A 20,787-nucleotide genomic window follows, 5' to 3' on the forward strand; every position below is an offset into this window, starting at 1 on the left:
CTGCTTAACTTAGACTTAAAGCAGTATTCTATCAAGAATACACAAAATTTATCCTTAAAAGGCAAAGCAGGTTAGGATCTTTCCTTTTTGCCTTTTAAGGATAATAAAATTATTTCTTAAATAAATAGGATATAAAAATAAAATTCTCTTACTTTTTTAGACTTACACCTCGCTTTGCTTGTATGCTTTGTCGCTAAAGCTCCTCGCAATGATAGGTGGGAGAGGGAGCATAAATCTCTCAATGACAGAGAAAGGGGATTTAAACCTTACAATAATAGAGGGGATACTCTTTATTGCAAAAGAATTCTCGTGGCGTAAGGGAAGAATTTACTTGTCAAATCCAAGTATCCTACTCTCATTTAAGAGAATTACTTTTGAATAAAGAGTTTTTTAGGTTTGTTATTTAAAAGAATAAAAAGAAATGTTTTAGATTTATTTGACAAACCTTTTAGATTGCCACGATTTGCTTTCGCAAATCTCGCAATGACAGATAGAAGGTATTTGACTATTCTTTTTAGATTTGCACTTCGCTATCGCTCGTGGATAACGCTTCGCTTGTATGCTTCGGCACAATGTGCCTCGCAATAACAAAAATAACTCTATAAAACAAAAAGAATAAATTTGCACTGCAACTTCGCTTATAGATAACACTTTGTTTGCAAACTAAGGGAATCCCACCGCCACAAACAAAATTGCTTTTTATATATAGTGTAGAAAGTTATTTAAAATATAAATTTATTTTTAGTTAAATAAGCAAAATAAACTTTACAACCCTTAAATCTAATTAAAAAGTCTTAAAACTAGCTTTGCATAAAAAGATAAGATAATGTAAAAGCTAAAAAAATTTAGCCTCCTTACCCGCTTTATCTTTTAAAGACTGGTTTTAATAGTTTTAAGCGTAAGTTAAGCGGGTTTTACTTAGAATATTCTTATAAATTCTTAAAAAGTTGTGCTTTGGTTATAGTCTTTTTAGAACTATAACCAGGGCTATTAATAATATCAAAAACATATTTATTTCTGCTATCATCTTAAGCCTCCTTAAAGCTTTCAAAAGACAATAAAAATACTGCTTAAAACTAAATAGAATTTTACCTTTTATTCTTTAAACATTGCTTTAAAATTAATTATGATTTAGTTTAATTATAAAATATCAAATTTACTGCATAAACTTATATTTATTTATAATAATATCACGCAAATTTTATTATTTTATTCTCCAAGACAAAGAAAATAACCTTAAAAATACTTCATTTTGCTCTTTAGATTCTTTTATATAAAAAACAAGACTAATTTAGCATATTTATAAAATTATAATTACCTATAAAAATCTTATAATTTTACATTTATAAATCCTTATTAAAGGCACTCTTAGCTATAATAAGTAAAAATTAAAGAAGTTTAAATGGAAATTTATAGTATTTTACTAGGTGCTGTGGCTATTATTGCGGTTTTAAATCCTTTTGGTAATCTCCCCCAATTTATATCCATGACAGATGAACTTGACAAACAAATGCGTCAGGGACTTTTTCGCAATATTCTTTATACTTCCTTTATTATTGTCATTGTCTTTTTGCTTGTGGGTCCCTTTTTTATGCGTTATCTTTTTAGAGTGGATTTAAACGATCTAAAAATTGCAGGGGGATTACTTTTGATTCTTGTAAGTTTAAAAAGCCTACTTTTTCCTCCTAGCAAAAACGATCACCCCTATGAAAACCTAAACAAGCAAGAACTCTTAAGCCACAGCGTTGTTCCTATGGCATTTCCTATGTTAGTAGGTCCAGGAACTCTCTCTACTGTAATCGTGCTTTCTGAAGAAAAAGGAATGCTTAGCACTATTTTATCTGTATTTGTGGCTTTTATTTTTATGCTTGTCTTATTTCATTTTGCGGCCACTATTGAAAAGGTAGTTGGAAAATTAGTTTTGCATGTCCTTTCGCGAATTGTGCTTGTTTTTATTATGGCGATGGGTTCTCAAATGATACTTAATGGAATTAAATCAAGTTTTTAATTCTTTTTACACTAACCTAAGCCATTTTATCCTATAATTTTGGTTTATTTTTACTAAGGAGTTAAAATGCTACACGAATATAGAGATGAAATTAGTGCCCTAAAACAAGAAAATGCACATTTTGCAAAGATTTTTGATGAGCACAATGAACTAGATCAAAAGATTCAAGACATCACAGAAGGCAGAGAGCATGCAACAGATATAGAGCTAAGTGCTCTTAAAAAGAGAAAGCTTGAATTAAAAGATGAAGCATACGCAATTATCACAGAATACATCAAAGAAAACAAAAAATAAAACTCTCCTAAGGCTTCATTAAAGCCTTAAGAGTTTTATTGTGCCATTTTTTATACCCTTTTTCTACTTTTTTAACCTTTAATGCTATAATTTGTGGTGTTTTATAAGTATGATTTTTTAAAATCTCTTGCTTTATTTGTTTAAAAAACTTTTTTCTTGTCTTAAATGAGATTAGCATTTCCCATTCTTCTTCCCATTTATTCTCCCAAAAATATATGCTAGAAACCCTATAGCTCTGCACACAACTTACATAATTTGTTTTAAGTATATTTTGAATAAAACTTTCATAGCCTTCTAGCGGATAAGTCGTCTGCACCAAAAGCATAAAATTATTCCTCCCCCTCTTTGGCTCTTCTTTTTTTACGCTCTTGTTCTAACTTTTGTTTTTCTTTCTTTCTAGCAAGTTCAATATTAATTTGTCTTTCTTTAGATTTTTTGAGCTTTTCTTTAAATTCTTCCCTCTCCAATGGGCTTTGATAGGCAATAGGACGGATAAAAAGCACCACAAGCATTAGCACAAAAAATGCAATAGAAATCTCTTGATTAGCAGTTAGCTTATACCATAGCATTCCAATAGCCAAAGAAACTACTACTTTTAAAACGACAACCACTACAATCCCCTATACCATTTTGGGAGTGATGTTATGCCTATCAAACAATAAAAAACTGCCCCCTTTTAAAGGAGCTAACAAAATCTCTGGAATGAAAAGAACAGGCACTTCTAAATCATCTCTTCCTTGTGATTTTTTAATCTCTTTTGCATAGCCATCATACATCTCAAAATGCCCTATGCTAGGTGTTAAAATAAAATCTACACCACAATCTACCATTTCATAATAATCTTTCCCTGCCATTTTAAATGCTAATTCTTTATTATGATTTAAAAGATAATCATAGCAGTTTTTTTTGAAAATTTTAATGCTAAGCCCACTCACCCACTCTAAAATTTCCACTATTTTTGTAAGCTCCAAATAGTCTGCCACTTCACCTTCTACCACAAAGGCACATTTAAATCCTCTCCATTTTCCAATATTCTGTTTTTCTTCAAAGAAGTTGCCATTTTCTAAAATGAGCTTGGGAGCAAATACAAAGCTTTTTTCTAACTCTAGCAAATCTATCGCGCCCAAAGTTTCTTCTATCCTCTTTTTTAATTCCCCATCTTGATAAAGTGCTTTTATCATTCGCTCATATGCTAAAAGCGTCTGCGTATCAGCAATCAAAGGCATACAATTTTCACTTTTAATAGATAAAATTCCTCTAATTAAACTTTTATAATATTCTTCATTCAAAAAAGGAGAGATATGATCTTCTATTTGGATTTTATAGCTTGTTAAATCTTTATTTAAAACTTCTTTAACAAGCCTTTCTAAACTAACATAAAGTATCTCTGCACTTCTAGGATGTGTTTGATTGTATAATAGTTTAAATTCTTGCATTTTAACCCTTTAAAAGAATTTTTTTGTTTTTCTTTAAATATTCATAATTACCCAAAAGCTCTTTTTTAATATCTTCTAAAATCCTATCATATTTCAAAACCTTAGGATAAATAAACTCACAAAGCCCCTCACTATTAAACACCCCCTTTTTTATATCCCCTATAAGCTCTAAAACTCTATTATCTTTTGTCTTTTCATAAAAATAAAATGCCAACATTAAAAATGCTTCCCCAAAATATTCTTCACTTTCTTGTGCAATAGGCGTAGCATAAGCAAAAGGTAAAAATGATAAAATAAATTCTTCATCCTCATTAAATCCAAACTCTTCTAAAAGGGCAACTTTTTTTAAAAATGGATTCACATCAATCAGTAAATCTTTTAGCGCATATCTACTATGCAAAGGTTCTATAATCCATTCCTCACCGAATCTTTTAAATAAATCTTGCAAACTTAGCTCAAAATCACTCACAACAACATGATTTAACCTAAAACCATAAGGAGAATAACCAAAATCATATAGCTCCTCCTCAATTTTTAAAAAAAGATCTTTTAAACAATCATTAGAATTAATTTTATACTCTAACTTTGCATAATAGGGTAAATAATCTGTTTTAATATCAAATCTAAAAATTTCTAATTTTATTCTTTTCATTGCTTATCTCTCCGCTTTTTGGCACTTTTTTCAAAGTATAGCAAATTTTTACTACTTTTTAAATCTTTGATTCTTAGGATTAGATAAAAGTGCCCTCATAGAAGAATTAATTCCCTCTTCTTCTTCATCTTCTGCCTCTATTAAAGTTGCAAGCAGGTTGATAAACACACAAAAATCCCCTTGTATATCCTCTTCATTAGGCAATAAAACCTGCACGATAGATTTTAAGGGTGCTGTTACAAAACTTCCCAGATTTTCTTCGCCAAATCCTGCCTCAAAATAAAGATTCTCTTCATCTAGCTCCAAACTCTCAAAAGTATAACCCGCTAAAATAAAAATTGTCAAATCACTAAAAGCATTCCTAATATGCTCTGGCAATGCAGGCTCAAATTTGACACTTGCTACATTGCAAACAATAGAAAAATTTCTTCTTTTATTCATAAGATGCTTTAATATCTCATAGCAATGTTTTTGCAACATCTCCTTATACCGCTTATCCTTCATAAGTGCAACCATAAACAAACCTCCTTTATTTAAGTGCTAATTTAAATTCTTCCATCAACAATTTTACTTCCCCTATTCCAATTCCCCAAAACTCGCTACTTTCAATATCCAATCCAAAAAGTGCTACCAATTCTTTAGGTGATTTTGAACCTCCTAAAGATAAAAATGTTTCATATTTTGCAACAAAATTTTGCTTATCTTTCTTATAAAGTCCAAAAAGAGCCATCACAAGCAATTGTCCATAACTATATGCATAGCAATAAAAAGGAGAATGAATAAAATGTGGAATATAAGACCACCAAATACTATAATCCTCACTTAGTTCCACACTTTTACCAAACATTTTTTGATTTTCTTCTTGCCAGATTTTACTAATCTCTTGACTGCTTAGCTCCCCTTCTAGCTTGTGGATTCTTCTCTCAAAATTTGTAAAAACATTTTGCCTAAATAATGTGGCAAAAATATCTTCTAGCTTTCCTGCATAAAGAGAAATTTTCTCTTTTCCTTGCAATTCCTCTTTCATCTTATCAAACAAAAGCATTTCAGCAAATACAGAAGCCGTTTCTGCAGTAGTCAAAGGTGTATCTGCATTTAAATATCCTACCTTATAAGAAAGCTTTTGATGGATTGTATGTCCTAGCTCATGCGCTAGAGTAAAAATATCTCTTCTTTGATTAGTATGATTTAACATTAAATAAGGATGTGTATCAGGCACACAACCATGACTAAATGCACCCCCGCGTTTATTTTCCCTAGGATGAGAATCTATCCAGCCCTCTTCAAACGCCCTTTTAGCAATCTCATAAAACTTTTGCGAAAAATCCTTAAATGTTTCTAAAACTATTTTTTTAGCCTCTTCATAGCTGTAAGGCTTCTCACTAGAAATACCCAAAGGTGCATATCTATCATAATCATAAAGTTTATCATAACCAAGAATTTTATTTTTAAGCAAATAATATTGCTCTACTAAATCCACATTTTGATTGATGCATTCCACCATTCTATCCACGCTTTTTTGGGTAGTTTGATTACTTAAATGTCTAAATTCTTCTAAACTCTCATAGCCTCTTAATTCTGCTGTAATTTTTAAATCTTTTCTTATGATATTATAAATGTATGTTAAGAGCGGTAAATTTGCACGCAAAGTATCGCTAAGAGAAATTGCAGCTTTTCTCCTTATCTCCCTATTGCTTTCATGCAATAGACTTAAAATCTCCTCTTCACTCATCTCTTTATCATCAAATTTAAACTTTAAAGCACTCAAATGCTCATCAAAAAGACGACTAAAGGCATCAGCACCCACAGGAGCACTCTTTAACAAAATTCTCTCTTCTTTTAAACTTAGCTGATATTTTGCATTTTTGGCTAAAAGCTCTAAATAGTAAGCATAATTTTTAGAGTTTTTTATAAAATTTTGCTTGATTTCTTCTTTTAATGCGTTAAATTCTATCTCAAAAAACAATAAATACTCATTTGCTTTATTAGCTTCTAATTCACACTCTGCATAAAATGCTCCCTCTTTTGTATTGGAAGCAAAACATAAAAAAGCATAAGTCATAATTTTAGCCAACTCTTGAAGATTCTTTTCATATTCGCACATCAACTCATAAAAAGCTTCTGCACTTAATTTCTCTAAATTTCCTTTATTTCTATCTTCAAACTCTTTAGCCTTTATAATTGTATTTTTTAGAGCTTCCTTTAATTCTTTTCTATCTTTAAATAATGGAGTTAAATCCCATATATCTTCTTTTGTATTCATTTTTTGGAACCTTGTATTTTCTTTATTGTTATTTTAGCACTTATTATAAGCTTTTTAAAGTATAAAAATTCCAAAAATAATATTTTTAATTATGAAATCTCTCAAATTGTTTCTTAAAACTTGGATAAAACTCCTCCATAGCCCTGCATAATCTTTTCATCATTCTAGTAATCGCTCCATTCATCACAAGAAGTTCCCGCATGAAATGATAAAGATGATGCGAAGCATACAAGCTATAAAGTAGCTTTTGATCCTTCTCATCTAAGTCATGATAGGCTTTATCCACATTTAAAAGCTTATCAATATAAGATAAGACTTTTTTATTTTCTAATAAAACGGAAAAATTTTTAAAAATATTAATGATTCTACCATAATACTCCCTATCCATTTCATCAAATTTCTCTCTAATATACGAAGGACAAGAAATCACGCGCATATTCTGCATATCCCCTTTAGCACTCTGCACTTCCATCATAACTCCATGAATCAACTCTACATTAAAACCAAGATGACTAAAATCCATAGCAGTAAAACTTTTTTGAGCAAAAAATTCAAACTCATGCAAAAGTTTTACCACTTTAAATTCCTTATGTTCTGGCAACATTAATCTTCCTCCACCACAATATTGCTTTTATTGTAACAATAAATTAAATGAAATTATATAAGCGTAATAAAATTTTATCAATAAATACAAACTTTAAAAAATAATTTTTTTATAAAGCAAAAGAAATAAAAATTCGTTATTTTGGGAAAATGGAGAGATTCATTATAGTTACTTTTTGAAACAAAATTTACAAATTTTACATAAATTTTTTATAAAATATTTGTGTTTTTTATCTCAAAAAGATTGTTTTACTAAATAAAAATATTTAATTTAAATTTTTAAAATTAATTTAAGTAAAATATTATTCAATAATACTAATCAATCATTCATATAAAATTAAATTTTATATAGAAAAGCCCTAGGGCAATTCTATTTTAAGGATTTTATTCTCCATCATAGCAGGTATCCACAAACTTTCTCCATCGCTATACATATCCGCAGGACCTCCAATGGATTGCATTTTTAAAGTGCTGATTTTATTTTTATTTACTCTATAAATAACACCCCTAGTATTCTCACCCCAATCACTCACTAACAAATCTCCATTTTTAGCATATACAATTCCATCCAAAGCCCCAAGGGGTTCGCTTAAGTTTTGAACTTTTTTACTCTCTAAATTAATGAGCACGATACTCCCTTTATCTTTTCCGTTTGGATCATATCCTACGGCGATAAGATTTTTCTTCTCTTTATCTAGCAACAATCCATTAGGGCCACCCAGCTTAGAATCTAATTGCACCAAAGTTTCATGCTTTTTGTTTTTTAAATCCACTTTATGAATAATCCCCGTTCCTGTATCGCTTACTAGTAAAGTATTATCATCTAAAACTTCAATTGCATTTAAAAATACAGCTCCCTTAATATCAAGGCTAAATACTTCTTTTCCGCTTGTTTTATCAAAACCATTTAATACATCAATATCTACTACATACAATGTATTACCTATGCTATTCATTCCCTTAGGAGCATTAAGGTTTGAAATAAATTTTTTTATTTTAATCTCTCCATTTGTATCAAGTTTAGAAATAAAGCCATCCTTATCTTTACTAAGTGGCTCTAGCTTCTCTCCCACATTGCTTACAAAAATATCCCCTCCCATTCCATAAACACTCTCTGGATGAGAAAAGCCTTTAAAATCTTGTGCATTAGCTCCTAGTGCCAAAACACAACTTGCAACAGCACTTATCAGCATTTTTTCAATCATAATTAATCCTTTTGTATTTTTAACCATTATAAAGCAAAAAAGTTATTTTGAGTATGATTTTGGTTAAGTTTTGCAAAAATAGAGTTTTTGTGTTTAATTTTAGTGTTTATAAAAACCCAAAAAAGGTTTTTATAGGCTAAAATTTCTTTTTATTGACATCTTCTAAAATATCATCTGAAATTTGATTGATTTCTTTAGCTACATTGTTTGTATCTAGTGCAACTTGCAAGTTCTCTTTGGTAACATTTTCAATCTGCTCTATGGCAATATTGATTTGCGAAATTCCCTCTGTTTGCTCTTTTATATGTTGTGCCACATCATTAATTGTTTGCACTAAAAGATTAATATTTGCCTCAATTTCTCCTAAAGATTTTTGTGTGCGTTCAGCTAGTTTTCTAACTTCATCTGCCACAACCGCAAATCCTCTCCCATGCTCTCCTGCCCTTGCTGCTTCAATAGCTGCATTTAATGCTAAAAGATTCGTCTGGTCTGCAATATCTGAGATAATTCCTACAATTTGTTTAATATCTTGAGTTTGTTGCGTAATATTCTCTGTTTTGGCACTCACATCATTCATAGAAGAAGCGATTTGCTCCATAGCACTTACAGATTGTTCTAAAGAATTTGCTTGATTAGAAGCTCCGCTTGAGAGTTTCTCCATCGCCTTTTCTAAAATTTCACTTTTAAACGATAGATTATCTGCAAATTGCATAGAAATTTTTAACATTGATTTTATCTCTTCACCCAAAGCATTACTAACTAGCTCCACCTTGCCTTTAGGATTTGCTATATTAGCCCTAAAATCTAGCTTTGTATAAGCATCAAAAACCTTTGTAAGCTCATTAATATCTTTACCGATATTTTCTTCTAAAACTTTAAGCATACTATTCAATACAAGTTGTAATTCTTTTAATTGTGGATTAGCAGGTTGTGCTTGTATTCTAGCATCCAAATATCCCGCTTCAATTTTTCTTGCTGTTTGCGTTGCTTCTTTGATAGCTAGTGAATCCTTTTCTAAGTTTGTAGTGCTTTTTTGTATAGCTTCATTCACAGCTTTTGTTAGCTTTCCTATTTCATCATTTTCTTGCACTTCTTGCAATTTAGGTAGATTTTTACCCTCATGATTGATATAGGATAAAAACTCAAAAATACTCTTAGAAACCCTGTCTAATCTTCCAACAATTCCATATTTAACCATAAGCCAAGAAGACAATGCAACCATAACGAGTAACAACACAATAAAACCTATAACAATTTGTTCCATTACTTTATTGGCTTTTGTAAAATCCTCCATCTTGGCTTCTGCTAGAATGTAAATTCCTAAAGGTTGATTATAGGCAAAATAGCTTCTATATTCTTCACCATTTTCTTCAAAATCCACCAAACCACTTTCTGGAAGTTTTTGATAAAAACTAAAATTATTCTCTTTTTGATTATGTCCCAAAATAAAACGATTATAATTTTTATCCAAAACCGCTATTTGTCCATTTTCACCTATCTTTACACTCTCCATACTCTCTTTAATCAAAGCATAAATAGTATCTAACGGAAATGCCACAAACAAAATTCCCACCACTTGTGAATCCCCATCTATAACAGGAGAATAAATTGCCACATAATCTTTATTAAAAAGTTGCAATCTTCCATAAAATTTTTCTTTATGAGTAATTTTATTATAAGCTGGATGCTTACTATCTATCTTTGTGCCAACCAATCTATTACCATTAGTATCCCTAAGAGAAGTAGAAACTCTTATAAACTCTCCATTTGTCATTTTTGTAAAAATCGTAGCTTCCGCAAAAGTGAGTTTTGCAAAGGCATCAATTGCACTAAAATTATTTGTAAGCTCATATGTATTAAGGGTAAGATTTGGAATATATGTTCCTTTTAATTCAATTTCTCCATTGATTTTAAAGCTATTAGAATTAATCTCCCCAAATTCATCTGCTAACTTTCTTTGCAACATATCTAATAAATTATCTGTATTTTTTGAGATCTCATGCAATAAAAAATTATTTGCTAGTGTTCCAATTTGACTAATACGCATATTAATCTGATTATTAGTATATTTTGTAATAGCCCTATCAAAAACAAAACTAAAAATCACCAAAATCAATACAAATAAAGCAATTTGACTGCTTAAAAACTTTTTACTCAGTGTAAAATTTTTCCAAATACTTATCATACAGCTCCTTAAAATTTATATGAAGCTGTATTTTACACCAAAAAAAAATAAAGTTTTTATTTACCAAACAAAAATTTTTATTTATTTAAATTAAATTTCATAGTATTTTATATTTATAATAACTATAAAATAAAGACAAACCACTAAAATTCTAATAAACTTTTACTTATTTCAACTATCAATTATTAGAAAGTTTTTTTATAATTTGTGCAATATAATTGCAACAAATTGTAGCACTAGCCCAAGCAAAAGCTAAATTATATCCCCCACGATCACCTACTATATCTAGCATTTCACCTATTATAAAAAGATTAGGATATTTTTTAGATTCTAAGTTTACACTCACTTCTTTAAAAGACACACCCCCACCACTCACCTCTGCACTTTCAAATCCCTTAAGCTTAGGATTTTTAAAGCTAAAGTTTTTTAACATATATGCAATTTGCTTTAAATGCTTTGTATGGATTGCAGAATCTTTAAAATCTTTACTCAATGCTTTTGCGATTTTTGGATTAACAATGCCTCTTAAAATTTCTTCCATTCTTTTAATATTTTGATTTTTATACCAAGATAAAAGCATGTTCTCTAATTCTCTCAATCCTAAATCCGGCAAGAAATCCAAAACAATCTCACATTCCCCTTTAACAAAAAGCGAAATATCCAAAATCCCAAAACCCGATATTCCATAATTTGTAAAAAGCACATCTCCTATTAATTCTTTTAATATTTTATTGTCTTTTTTAAGTGTAACTTTTGCTTCTATTTTATTACCCTGTAATTCTTCTAAAATCTTAGATTGACATTCTAAAGACACTAAAGCAGGATAAGTTTTTATAATCTCTAATCCTAGATTCTTAGCCAAAACAAATCCACTTTCACTGCCTCCAAGCTTAGAATGTGCCTCGCTCCCACAGCTTAGAATAACAAAATCAAACAAATTATTTTTATTTTGATTTAAAATGTATTTATCATTATATTTTTCAATACTTTTAATCTCATTTTCTAAAAATACATTGATTTTATATTTTTGTATAAAAAAACTAAAAACTTCTACAACTGATTTTGCACTTTGTGAGATAGGATACACCCTACCATCTTCTTGTGCTTTTAAAAGCAATCCTAGTTCTAAGCATTTTTTATAAAATTCTTTGTAAGAAAATCCATTAAAAATCTTTTTAATCTCTTGTGAAGAAAGTGTGCTTGAATGATAATTTGCAGGAGTTAGATTATTATTGTGAATATTACAGCGTCCATTGCCTGTAGCTTGTAGCTTTTTGCCTAAATTTTTATTTTTGTCATAAATGCTAACTTTAACCCCTAAAGATGCCAATAGAATCGCACAAAAGATTCCACTAGCACCCCCACCAACGATACCAACACTAGCCTTTATTGAAAACTCCCATAAGACATTAGCTTATTATATCTTGCTTCTAAAAAATTTCCTTGTTCCCTAATAGACTGCAAGGCTTCTAAAAAATATTTTTTAATCTCTTGTGCGGCAACTTCTTTATCTCTATGGGCTCCAATATTTGGCTCTTTAATAATAGCATCAATAAGTCCTGCTTCTTTTAAGCCCTCTGGAGTAATTTTTAAAGCTTCTGTGGCTTGCTCTATCTTTGCGCTATCATTCCATAAAATTGCCGCACAACCCTCTGGAGAAATTACACTAAAAATAGAATATTCCATCATCGCAAGCCTATCAGCAACACCAATAGCTAAAGCACCACCACTTCCACCTTCACCTATAACAATAGAAATTGTAGGAACTTTTAGTGTGCTAAATTCTTGTAAGTTTTTAGCTATGGCTTCACTTTGTCCTCTCTCTTCAGCACCTACACCCGGATAAGCCCCCGGAGTGTCAATAAACATTAAAATAGGAATATCAAACTTTTCTGCCATTTTAGCAGCACGCAAAGCTTTACGATAGCCCTCTGGATTTGGCATACCAAAATTTCTTTGGAGTTTATTTTTAGTTCCCCTACCCTTTTCTTCTCCGATAACCATAACTTTTTGCTCTTCAATATAGCCAAGATAACAAACAATAGCCGCATCATCTCTATAATGCCTATCTCCATGAATCTCAATAGGTTCTCTAAGGAGCAAGTTAATATAATCAAGTGCATAAGGGCGATCTGGATGTCTTGCAAGTTGTAACTTTTGATAATCAGAAAGATTAGAATAAACCTTGCCAACTTCTTTTTTAAGTTCCTCTTCTAAAATTTCAATCGCAGGGAGATCATTTTTAAGCCTTGCTCCTGCTATTGAATCTTGAATGCTTTTAATTTTTAATTCAAAATCTAAATAAGTTGCCACTTTATCTATGCCTTTTTAAAGATTACAACTCCATTTGTTCCACCAAATCCAAAGGAGTTACTCATAATTACATCTATTTTAGCTTCTCTTGCTACATTTGGAATATAATCTAAATCACATTCTGGATCTTTTTGTGTTTGGTTGATCGTAGGAGGTAAAATCCCTTTTTCCATTGCCATAATAGAAATCACAGCTTCTAAGCCCCCTGCAGCACCTAAACAATGCCCAATTTGTCCTTTAGTAGAACTTACAGGTGGCACACTTCCATTAAAGACTTTCTTTAATGCTAAAGTTTCATATAAATCATTATATTTCGTGCTTGTTCCATGTGCATTCACATAATCCACTTTCATATTTGCCATTGCTAATGCTGCCCTCATAGCCCTATAAGCACCCTCACCCTCTGGAGCTGGAGTAGTGATATGGTTCGCATCTCCACTCTCTCCAAACCCTACAAGCTCTGCATAAATCTTAGCACCTCTAGCCTTTGCACTCTCATAGTCTTCCAAAACCAAAGCCGCTGCACCTTCACCCATTACAAATCCGCTTCTTTGTGCGTCAAATGGGCGTGAAGCTAACTCTGGCTCATCATTTCTATCACAGAGTGCTTTCATCGCTGCAAATCCACCAATGCCTACACCACAAATAGCAGATTCTGCTGCAACAAGCAACATTCTATCCGCACAATTTAGCATAATTGTCTTAGCCGCTTCAATAATTCCATGAGTTCCTGCAGCACATGCTGTTACACTTGCTAAATTGGGACCTTTTAGTGAATAGTCAATAGAAATAAATCCCCCAAGCATATTCACAAGTGCAGAAGGAATAAAGAAAGGTGAAATACGCTTAGGACCTTTTTCAAAGTTAATTACAGAGTTTTTTTCAATATTTCCAAGCCCACCAATTCCTGAAGCTGAACTTATCCCAAAGCGTTCTGGATTGATTTTAAAATCTAATTTACCCTCACCATCTAAAAGCCCACTATCTTCCATAGCTTCTTTAGAAGCTTTGATTCCAAGCTGAATAAATCTATCTGCTTTTTTGACTTCCTTAGCGTCCATCACAGAATTTGGATCAAAATTGCTAATCTCTGCGGCAATTTTGACTGGAAAATCTGTTACATCAAAAGAGGAGATTGTTTTAATTCCGCATTTTCCTTTTATGATAGCCTCAAAAGAATCCTCTCTATTTAATCCAAGAGCATTGATCATTCCCATTCCTGTAATTACTACGCGTCGCATATTTCTCCCTTAAAAATTTAAAATAAAATTTTAGTATGCCAAAAGGCACACTAAATTATGCTTTTGCCTTTTCAATGTAAGCTACTACATCGCCCACAGTTGCAATCTTCTCTGCATCTTCATCTGGAATTTCAATCTCAAACTTCTCTTCTAAAGCCATTACAAGCTCAACAACATCTAAAGAATCAGCACCTAAATCATCAACAAATTTTGATTCTGGCTTTACTTCGCCCTCATTTACATTTAATTGTTCTACTACAACAGCTTTAACATCATCAAATACTGCCATTTTTTTCTCCTAGTTTTTTACAAAATTTTTCATAAGTCGTAATTCTATCTAAGTTTTTCTTAAAAAACTCATTATTACATATATAATCCACCATTAACTTTCAAAACTTCCCCACTAATATAGCTTGAATAATCTGATAAAAGGAAAGCAACAGCCCCTGCTACCTCCTCTCCCTTACCAAATCTACCTAGTGGTATATTTGAAGCATAAGCGTTTTTAATTTCTTCTTTTAACTCTTTTGTCATATCGCTTTCTATAAATCCTGGAGTAATACAATTAAAACGAATTCCTTTAGAACCCCCCTCTTTTGCAAAAGATTTACTCATAGCAATCATTCCACCTTTACTTGCTGCATAATTACACTGTCCTAAATTACCAATCTCCCCAATAATAGAAGCAATATTTACTACACTTCCAAAACCTTGTTTTCTCATAATCTTTAAAGCCTCACGACACCCAATAAAGCAAGAGGTTAAATTTGCATCTATTACTGATGTGAAATCCTCTAACTTCATACGCATAGAAAGCTTATCATTTGTAATTCCTGCATTATTTACAAGATAGCTTAGCTCTCCATCTGCACTAACAATCACATTGAGAGCCTCTACAAATTGCTCTTCATTTGTCGCATCAAAGCAAATTACAGCCGCCTCTCCACCTGCTTCTTTAATCTCTTGTTGCAACGCATCGGCTAATTCTGGCTTAGAGCGATAGTTAATCCAAACTTTCAAACCCATTTTAGCCAAAACCTTTGCAATTTCTGCACCTATTCCTTTGCTTGCACCAGTAATTAAGACATTTTTTCCACTAAATTTCATAAAATTCCTTATTATAAAATGCGAACCTAATTATACCCAAACTTACCTTACTTCATAAATAAGTTTAGTTTTTTGTTCTTCTCTTTCTATTTTTACTAACTCTAGCCCATCTATCTGCAAATCTTGCAAATCTCTTAAAACTTGAAGTTGTGCTTTAGCACATTCTTTTAATAAGATTCCTCTATAATGCTTTGCATAGTGGCTTACAACCTTTTGATTTTTAATAAATACTGGCTCATACACCAAAACTTCTTCTTTATCCAACACATCAAAAATTTTAAAACACTGCTGATAAAACCCCGCTCTTAAATCCAAAATTTCTTTTTGCGATTTTAAAAACTCTCTATAAATTTCTACGCTTTTAGCATAAAACTTTTTTGTATTAAAATCATAAAACCCCTCTCCTTGCTTTAAATCATAATAAGGAATTTTATCCCCTGCCCTTAATATCCCAAAAAGATTTGAAAAAATCAACACTCTTTTTTTAATATATTCTTGTGCGTTTTTGGGTAAATTTTGATAATCTAGCGCTACAAAAGCAACCCCACAATATCGCAAAATCGCTTCTAACAAAGGTGCATTAAAAAGATTTTGCGCTTTGCTTAGCTCTTCTAAATCTATCTTTTTTACACCAAAGCTTTTTGCAATTTTTGCTTCGCTTTCAGTTTGTAAAAACTTTACATACTCCTCTAGCGCCTCTTTTAGCCCCTTACTTAGAATCTCTTTGTAAAATTCTCCTTTGTTTTTTGTTTCTTGCGCGCTTGTTAATAATTTTTTCTCACTTGGAGAGAAGAATATCCACATTTTATTTACCTTTTGATACAATTTAAAGTTTAAATTTTATCATAAGGAATTTCTATGGACAACTTAAAATTTCCCAAAAGCTATCTTTTTTGTTTATTTTTCTATCTTTTTTTACTAGGTTTAGGTGTTGGAGCGATGATTTGTGCTGGAGTTTTTAGCGCACCTGCTATTTTTAGAGCAAGTGCGATTGTAGAGGGCTTAGAGATTAGCCTTTTTCAAAGTGGAGTTTTGATGACTAGCATTTTTGTAAAACTAAATTCTTTACTTCTTGCACTGGGTGGAATTATTTTAGCTTATGAGCTTATGAGTTTTTTTAGACATAAAACTAAAATTTCTGCATTGCTTGGAATAATCTGTGTCCTTTTAATCTGTCTTTTTGCATTTTATTACACTCCCTTTATCTTAGATGCACAAAAACTAGGAGAAAATGGCATTGCTACTTTAGAATTTGATAAAGCACATAAAGAATCTGTTTTGGTTTTTAAAGGGCTTTTATTCGCTCTTATTTTGCTTGGTGTTGCAAATATGTTTAAGATTATTCATCTATTGCAAAGATATTTAAAACCACAAAACTGACATAAATCATGCTTTTCGCGCTTGTAAAAAGAGAAATTACTCTTCTCTTTTTGCAAGTCCTTTAAGATTTCTTTTAGTCTTTCTTGCTTAGCTTTTATCTCAAAATCCTCCAAAATTTTTCCATTATACAAATCATAAATCCCTGCTTTAACATTATCCTTCCCTAAAGATAATGCATAAATAGGTAATTGAAAATTACTTAAATTCTTAGAATCTACCTTTTTAATATCAGGATTTTTCTTATATTTATAATCAAGCACTAAATATTCATTATTTTTTTTATGATAATCTATCCTATCTATCCTTCCTTCAAATTCAAAATCTAATAGACTAACTTTAAATTCTTTTTCAAACCAAAGAGGAATCCACCCCTCTTTTAAACGCTTCTCTTCATTGCTTAAAAAACGTATTAAATATTTTTTAGAAAGCTCTAGTTCAAAACGCTCCCTTGCATTCTCTGCTTTTCCTAATGCTTCTAATATTTCTTTTTGCAAGCTCTTAAAATCTTTACTAAAATTCCCATCAAATTTTTCTTTAAATTTTTCATAAGCTCTATAAAGCACCTGATGAATCTTTAAACCCACATCTGCTTTTAGAGAAGTTTGCAAAGGTTTATATTTTAAAATATAAGAATAATAATACTTTCTTCTACACTCTAAAAGACATTCTAAACTAGAAGAAGAAAATTTCTTTTGAGTTAAACTCTCTATAATCTCACGCTCCTGATAAACTAAAGCATTACCTTTTAAAAAATATTCCCCACAAGATTCATCTATTTTTTGTATTTTATTGTTTTGAAAAATTTTATCTTCTAACAAAAAGCGAGAGGGTTTTTGTTCTTCATTATCCAGTGTAAAGATTTTTATACTTTTTGAATTTTTAAATAATCTTAAATAATAATATTTTTGCAAATTTTCTCTATCTTTTCTTGTAGGCAACCCCACCTTTTGTCTAATAACACTATTTAAAAATAAATCCTTATTGCTTGTTTTTGGGATATTTTCCTCTATAAATTCAGGAATAATCACATAATCAAACTTAACTCCCCTAGTTTCTAAAATCCCAATAACACTAATCTTGCCTCCACCCACATCATCAATTTGTTCTTTTTCTGCCATTTTAAGAAAGCTAGCAACTTTCTCTTTTTCCCCTAAAGTGATAAATTTGAATCCTAATTTATAATACTCTAATAATTGTATTAATCTCTCTTTTACCTCTTTATCTTCCTTGCAAGCTTCTTGTATCTCTTCAATACACTCTTCAAACTCCCCAAAACTATTCCATTCTTGCTTTTGCAATCTAAGGAATAAAGAAGTATTTTTTAGTTTTACCCCCATAGCATAATTAAAATTTCTACCCTCATCAAAAAGCTTTAAATATTTTATAAAATCTTCATTAGGCAATACAATGCAAATTTCTTCTAATGGCACACCCTTTGCTATCCATTCATCTAAAGCCTTAAAAATTCCTCCCACTTGTGCTATTCTATCTTTTGTGCTAAAAATTTCTAAGGTTGCACTTATATCTTGATGCGTGTTGCTTTCTTTTTCAAAGCTCACTTCTCCTTCTTTTAAAATAACTTTATAAGAGCCTTGTAGCAAAGAATCATTTTTAAACAATCTGCAATAATACTCTTTGTTAAACTCTTCAATATTTAATACAAATTCAATCTTTTTATAATAAGAAATTTGCCTAAAAACACTAAACTCAAAAGCACTCAAAAACCCCTCTACAAAAATACAAATCTTTTCATAAGGCGCTAAAAGTTCATAGGTAATTTTATAATCTTGCAAGAAATATTGATCATAAAAAGAATCTAAAGATAACTTATTTCTATAAAGAGTAAAAACCTGCTTTAAAACCTTTAAATGATCATCATAAAAAGCATAAATATCAAGTTCTTCTAGTTGTTCAATCTTAATACATTCTGCACATAATTCATCATAAAATTTCAAAAAAAAGTCAGAATTTTCCAAAAAAGAGGTGAAATTTTTAGCAAACTCTCCCAAAGCATCAAGTTTAACTTCACTTAAAGCCTCATAAAGATAAAAAGTGCGCAAAAAAGAAGGAATTTTTACCTTGTTTTCAATACACAAGATAAAATCCATAAATTCGCCTAAACTTTTAATATCAGGCAAAAAGCCTTCTTGAAAATTTGTTTCTACAAAATGCTTTGCAGCACGAATACTAGAGAATAAATAAAGTGTTTGCATATTTTTAGAGCATTGATTTTGCAAAATTAACTACATTCTCCACACTAAAACCAAATGCACTAAACAGCTCCTCACCCTTTGCGCTTGCACCAAAACCATTCATGCAAATCACTTCATCTGCAATCTTATACCATTCTAATCCTCTTGCAGCCTCTATTGCAATTACTTTACCTTTTAGCAAAGCGTCTTTATAAGCCTTAGGAGCATCAAAAAATAAATCCAAGCTTGGCACACTTACAACTTGCACAGCAATTCCCTCTTCTTCTAAAGTCAAAGAACTTTTAAGTGCTAAATCCACTTCACTACCTGTTGCAAGAAGTGTTATTTGTGCTTCTTTGCTTGCTTCTTTTTTCAAATATGCACCCATTTGCACTTGCTCTTTACTCACCTTTTCTAAAATAGGTAGATTCTGACGACTTAGCACAAATGCACTCGGTCCTTTAAGCTCTAATGCAACTTGCCAACAAGCAATATTCTCATTTGCATCTGCAGGTCTAAAAAGTGTCAAATTTGGCATAGCTCTAAAATGGCTAATTTGCTCTATGGGCTGATGTGTTGCACCATCTTCTCCTACACCTATACTATCATGCGTCCATATATAAAATACTTTAGATTGCATTAAAGAAGCCACTCTAACACTTGGTGACATATAATCGCTAAAAACAAAAAAGGTAGCACAATATGGCATAAATAAACCATAATTTGCAATTCCATTACAAATTGCACCCATAGAATGCTCTCTAATACCAAAATGAAAATTCTTTCCTTTTGGAAAATCTCCACTATTTTTTAAAGTGGTATTATTAGAGGGGGCTAAATCTGCACTTCCTCCTACAAATCCCAAAAGAGCATTTGAAATTGCATTTAAAATTTCTCCATTACTAGCTCTTGTAGCCTTGCTTCCACTTTCATACACAGGGTATTCAATACTAGAAAAATCAGGATTTTGCATTTTTTGTATCAATTCTTTTGTTTCTTCTTTTAAGGTTTTCTCCCAAGCCTTATAATGCATTTCTCCAACTTCTGCAACATTCTTAAAACGAAGTCTTGCACTATCGGAAATAAAAAATTTCTCATCTTCATTAAATCCCAAAGCTTTTTTGGAGCTTTTTATCTCTTCAACCCCTAAAGGTGCTCCATGGCTTTTATGGCTTCCACTTAAACTTAAAGAACCCTTTGCAATAGTTGTTTTAGCAATGATTAAAACCGGCTTATTAGCCTTTTTTACTTTAGTTAATGCACTATCAATCTCTAAAAAGTTATGTCCATCTATTTCATAAACTTCAAAATTTTGCGCCATAAAACGCATCTTAACATCTTCGCTAAAGGCTACTTCACAGCTTCCTTCAATAGTAATATTATTAGAATCATAAATCAAAATTAAATTATCTAAACTATGATGCCCTGCCAAAGAACATGCCTCATAAGAAATCCCCTCTTGCAAGTCCCCATCTCCACAAAGACAATAGACTTTATGATTAATCACTTCCTCTCCTAGCATATTTTGTGCTAATTTTCCCGCCATTGCAAAACCAACAGCATTAGCCACACCCTGTCCCAAAGGCCCTGTGGTAATCTCAACACCTGGAGTATGCTTATATTCTGGATGCCCAGGAGTTTTAGAATCTTTTTGTCTAAACTTCTTTAAATCCTCCAAACTCACATCAAATCCCCAAAGATGAAGCAAACTATAAACAAGCGCACTTGCATGCCCACCACTAAAGACTAACCTATCACGATTAATCCATTCTTGATTTTTGGGAGAAATTTTTAAATGATACCCCAAAACAACCGCAATATCTGCTAGCCCCATAGGAGCACCTGGATGACCGCTATTTGCCTCTTGCACCATATCTGCACATAAAAATCTTAGGCTATTTGCCATTG

20 protein-coding genes and 1 pseudogene are annotated in these 20,787 nt (G+C 31.3%); 3 read left to right on the top strand and 18 right to left on the bottom strand.

What is annotated here, in order from left to right:
- Positions 1-1,402 precede the first annotated feature (1,402 nt).
- The gene (locus EBF09_RS00835; protein WP_121763252.1) at positions 1,403-2,008 is read left to right on the top strand and encodes a MarC family protein; all 606 of its coding nucleotides are present in this window, start codon (positions 1,403-1,405) and stop codon (positions 2,006-2,008) included.
- Positions 2,009-2,074: 66 nt separating this feature from the next.
- Positions 2,075-2,302, top strand: coding sequence for a YdcH family protein (locus EBF09_RS00840; RefSeq protein WP_121763253.1), 228 nt, complete (start codon positions 2,075-2,077; stop codon positions 2,300-2,302).
- Positions 2,303-2,309: 7 nt separating this feature from the next.
- Here the strand turns inward: EBF09_RS00840 and cutA are convergent, their stop codons facing one another.
- The 16 genes and pseudogenes from cutA to EBF09_RS00915 form a co-directional block, all read right to left on the bottom strand.
- The gene (gene cutA / locus EBF09_RS00845; protein ID WP_121763254.1) at positions 2,310-2,627 is read right to left on the bottom strand and encodes a divalent cation tolerance protein CutA; all 318 of its coding nucleotides are present in this window, start codon (positions 2,625-2,627) and stop codon (positions 2,310-2,312) included.
- A 4-nt stretch (positions 2,628-2,631) separates the two neighbouring features.
- Positions 2,632-2,913, bottom strand: a complete 282-nt coding sequence (locus tag EBF09_RS00850) for a hypothetical protein (RefSeq protein WP_121763255.1) — start codon at positions 2,911-2,913, stop codon at positions 2,632-2,634.
- A gap of 9 nt (positions 2,914-2,922) precedes the next feature.
- Positions 2,923-3,738, bottom strand: a complete 816-nt coding sequence (locus tag EBF09_RS00855) for an HdrB C-terminal domain-containing protein (RefSeq protein WP_121763256.1) — start codon at positions 3,736-3,738, stop codon at positions 2,923-2,925.
- 1 nt (position 3,739) lies between these two features.
- A complete protein-coding gene (locus tag EBF09_RS00860; RefSeq protein WP_121763257.1) occupies positions 3,740-4,390 on the bottom strand; it encodes a DUF5644 domain-containing protein in 651 nt (216 codons plus the stop codon).
- A gap of 51 nt (positions 4,391-4,441) precedes the next feature.
- Positions 4,442-4,906 (bottom strand): hypothetical protein, encoded by a 465-nt coding sequence (locus EBF09_RS00865; protein WP_232817599.1) that lies wholly within the window; start codon positions 4,904-4,906, stop codon positions 4,442-4,444.
- 13 nt (positions 4,907-4,919) lie between these two features.
- The gene (locus EBF09_RS00870; protein ID WP_121763259.1) at positions 4,920-6,653 is read right to left on the bottom strand and encodes a M3 family oligoendopeptidase; all 1,734 of its coding nucleotides are present in this window, start codon (positions 6,651-6,653) and stop codon (positions 4,920-4,922) included.
- A gap of 85 nt (positions 6,654-6,738) precedes the next feature.
- Positions 6,739-7,257, bottom strand: a complete 519-nt coding sequence (locus EBF09_RS00875; protein ID WP_121763260.1) for a hypothetical protein — start codon at positions 7,255-7,257, stop codon at positions 6,739-6,741.
- Positions 7,258-7,615: 358 nt separating this feature from the next.
- Positions 7,616-8,461, bottom strand: a complete 846-nt coding sequence (locus EBF09_RS00880; protein WP_121763261.1) for an SMP-30/gluconolactonase/LRE family protein — start codon at positions 8,459-8,461, stop codon at positions 7,616-7,618.
- A gap of 136 nt (positions 8,462-8,597) precedes the next feature.
- Complete coding sequence (locus EBF09_RS09525) at positions 8,598-9,755, bottom strand: methyl-accepting chemotaxis protein (protein ID WP_157978153.1); 1,158 nt, start codon at positions 9,753-9,755, stop codon at positions 8,598-8,600.
- Positions 9,732-10,646 (bottom strand): annotated as a pseudogene (locus tag EBF09_RS09530) (Cache 3/Cache 2 fusion domain-containing protein); the annotation flags it as partial. The pseudogene EBF09_RS09530 and the gene EBF09_RS09525, both read right to left, overlap by 24 nt.
- A 178-nt stretch (positions 10,647-10,824) precedes the next feature.
- Entirely contained in the window at positions 10,825-12,036 is a 1,212-nt protein-coding gene (locus EBF09_RS00890; RefSeq protein ID WP_121763263.1) for an aminoacetone oxidase family FAD-binding enzyme, read from the bottom strand.
- The gene (accA, locus tag EBF09_RS00895; RefSeq protein ID WP_121763264.1) at positions 12,033-12,959 is read right to left on the bottom strand and encodes an acetyl-CoA carboxylase carboxyl transferase subunit alpha; all 927 of its coding nucleotides are present in this window, start codon (positions 12,957-12,959) and stop codon (positions 12,033-12,035) included. Before accA ends, EBF09_RS00890 begins: the two co-directional genes overlap by 4 nt.
- Positions 12,960-12,964: 5 nt before the next feature.
- Positions 12,965-14,200: a beta-ketoacyl-ACP synthase II gene (locus tag EBF09_RS00900; protein WP_121763265.1), complete on the bottom strand. Its 1,236-nt coding sequence runs from the start codon at positions 14,198-14,200 to the stop codon at positions 12,965-12,967.
- 55 nt (positions 14,201-14,255) lie between these two features.
- Positions 14,256-14,489: an acyl carrier protein gene (acpP, locus tag EBF09_RS00905; RefSeq protein ID WP_121763266.1), complete on the bottom strand. Its 234-nt coding sequence runs from the start codon at positions 14,487-14,489 to the stop codon at positions 14,256-14,258.
- 74 nt (positions 14,490-14,563) lie between these two features.
- Positions 14,564-15,307: a 3-oxoacyl-ACP reductase FabG gene (gene fabG, locus EBF09_RS00910; RefSeq protein WP_121763267.1), complete on the bottom strand. Its 744-nt coding sequence runs from the start codon at positions 15,305-15,307 to the stop codon at positions 14,564-14,566.
- A gap of 42 nt (positions 15,308-15,349) precedes the next feature.
- Positions 15,350-16,111, bottom strand: coding sequence for a YaaA family protein (locus EBF09_RS00915; RefSeq protein ID WP_121763268.1), 762 nt, complete (start codon positions 16,109-16,111; stop codon positions 15,350-15,352).
- A gap of 54 nt (positions 16,112-16,165) precedes the next feature.
- On the opposite strand from EBF09_RS00915, the gene EBF09_RS00920 reads away from it, so the two are divergent.
- On the top strand, positions 16,166-16,687 hold the full coding sequence (locus EBF09_RS00920; protein WP_121763269.1) for a DUF4149 domain-containing protein: 522 nt from the start codon (positions 16,166-16,168) through the stop codon (positions 16,685-16,687).
- Here EBF09_RS00920 and EBF09_RS00925 read toward each other — a convergent pair.
- Together EBF09_RS00925 and tkt are read right to left on the bottom strand one after the other, a co-directional pair.
- Entirely contained in the window at positions 16,651-18,924 is a 2,274-nt protein-coding gene (locus EBF09_RS00925; RefSeq protein WP_232817601.1) for a PD-(D/E)XK nuclease family protein, read from the bottom strand. The two genes, EBF09_RS00920 and EBF09_RS00925, sit on opposite strands and share 37 nt — an antisense overlap.
- Positions 18,905-20,785, bottom strand: coding sequence for a transketolase (gene tkt / locus EBF09_RS00930; protein ID WP_198672511.1), 1,881 nt, complete (start codon positions 20,783-20,785; stop codon positions 18,905-18,907). The genes EBF09_RS00925 and tkt overlap by 20 nt, the downstream gene beginning before the upstream one ends.
- Positions 20,786-20,787 lie beyond the last annotated feature (2 nt).

The organism is Helicobacter burdigaliensis, assembly GCF_003670295.1.
GTDB classification, from domain to species: Bacteria; Campylobacterota; Campylobacteria; order Campylobacterales; family Helicobacteraceae; genus Helicobacter_D; species Helicobacter_D burdigaliensis.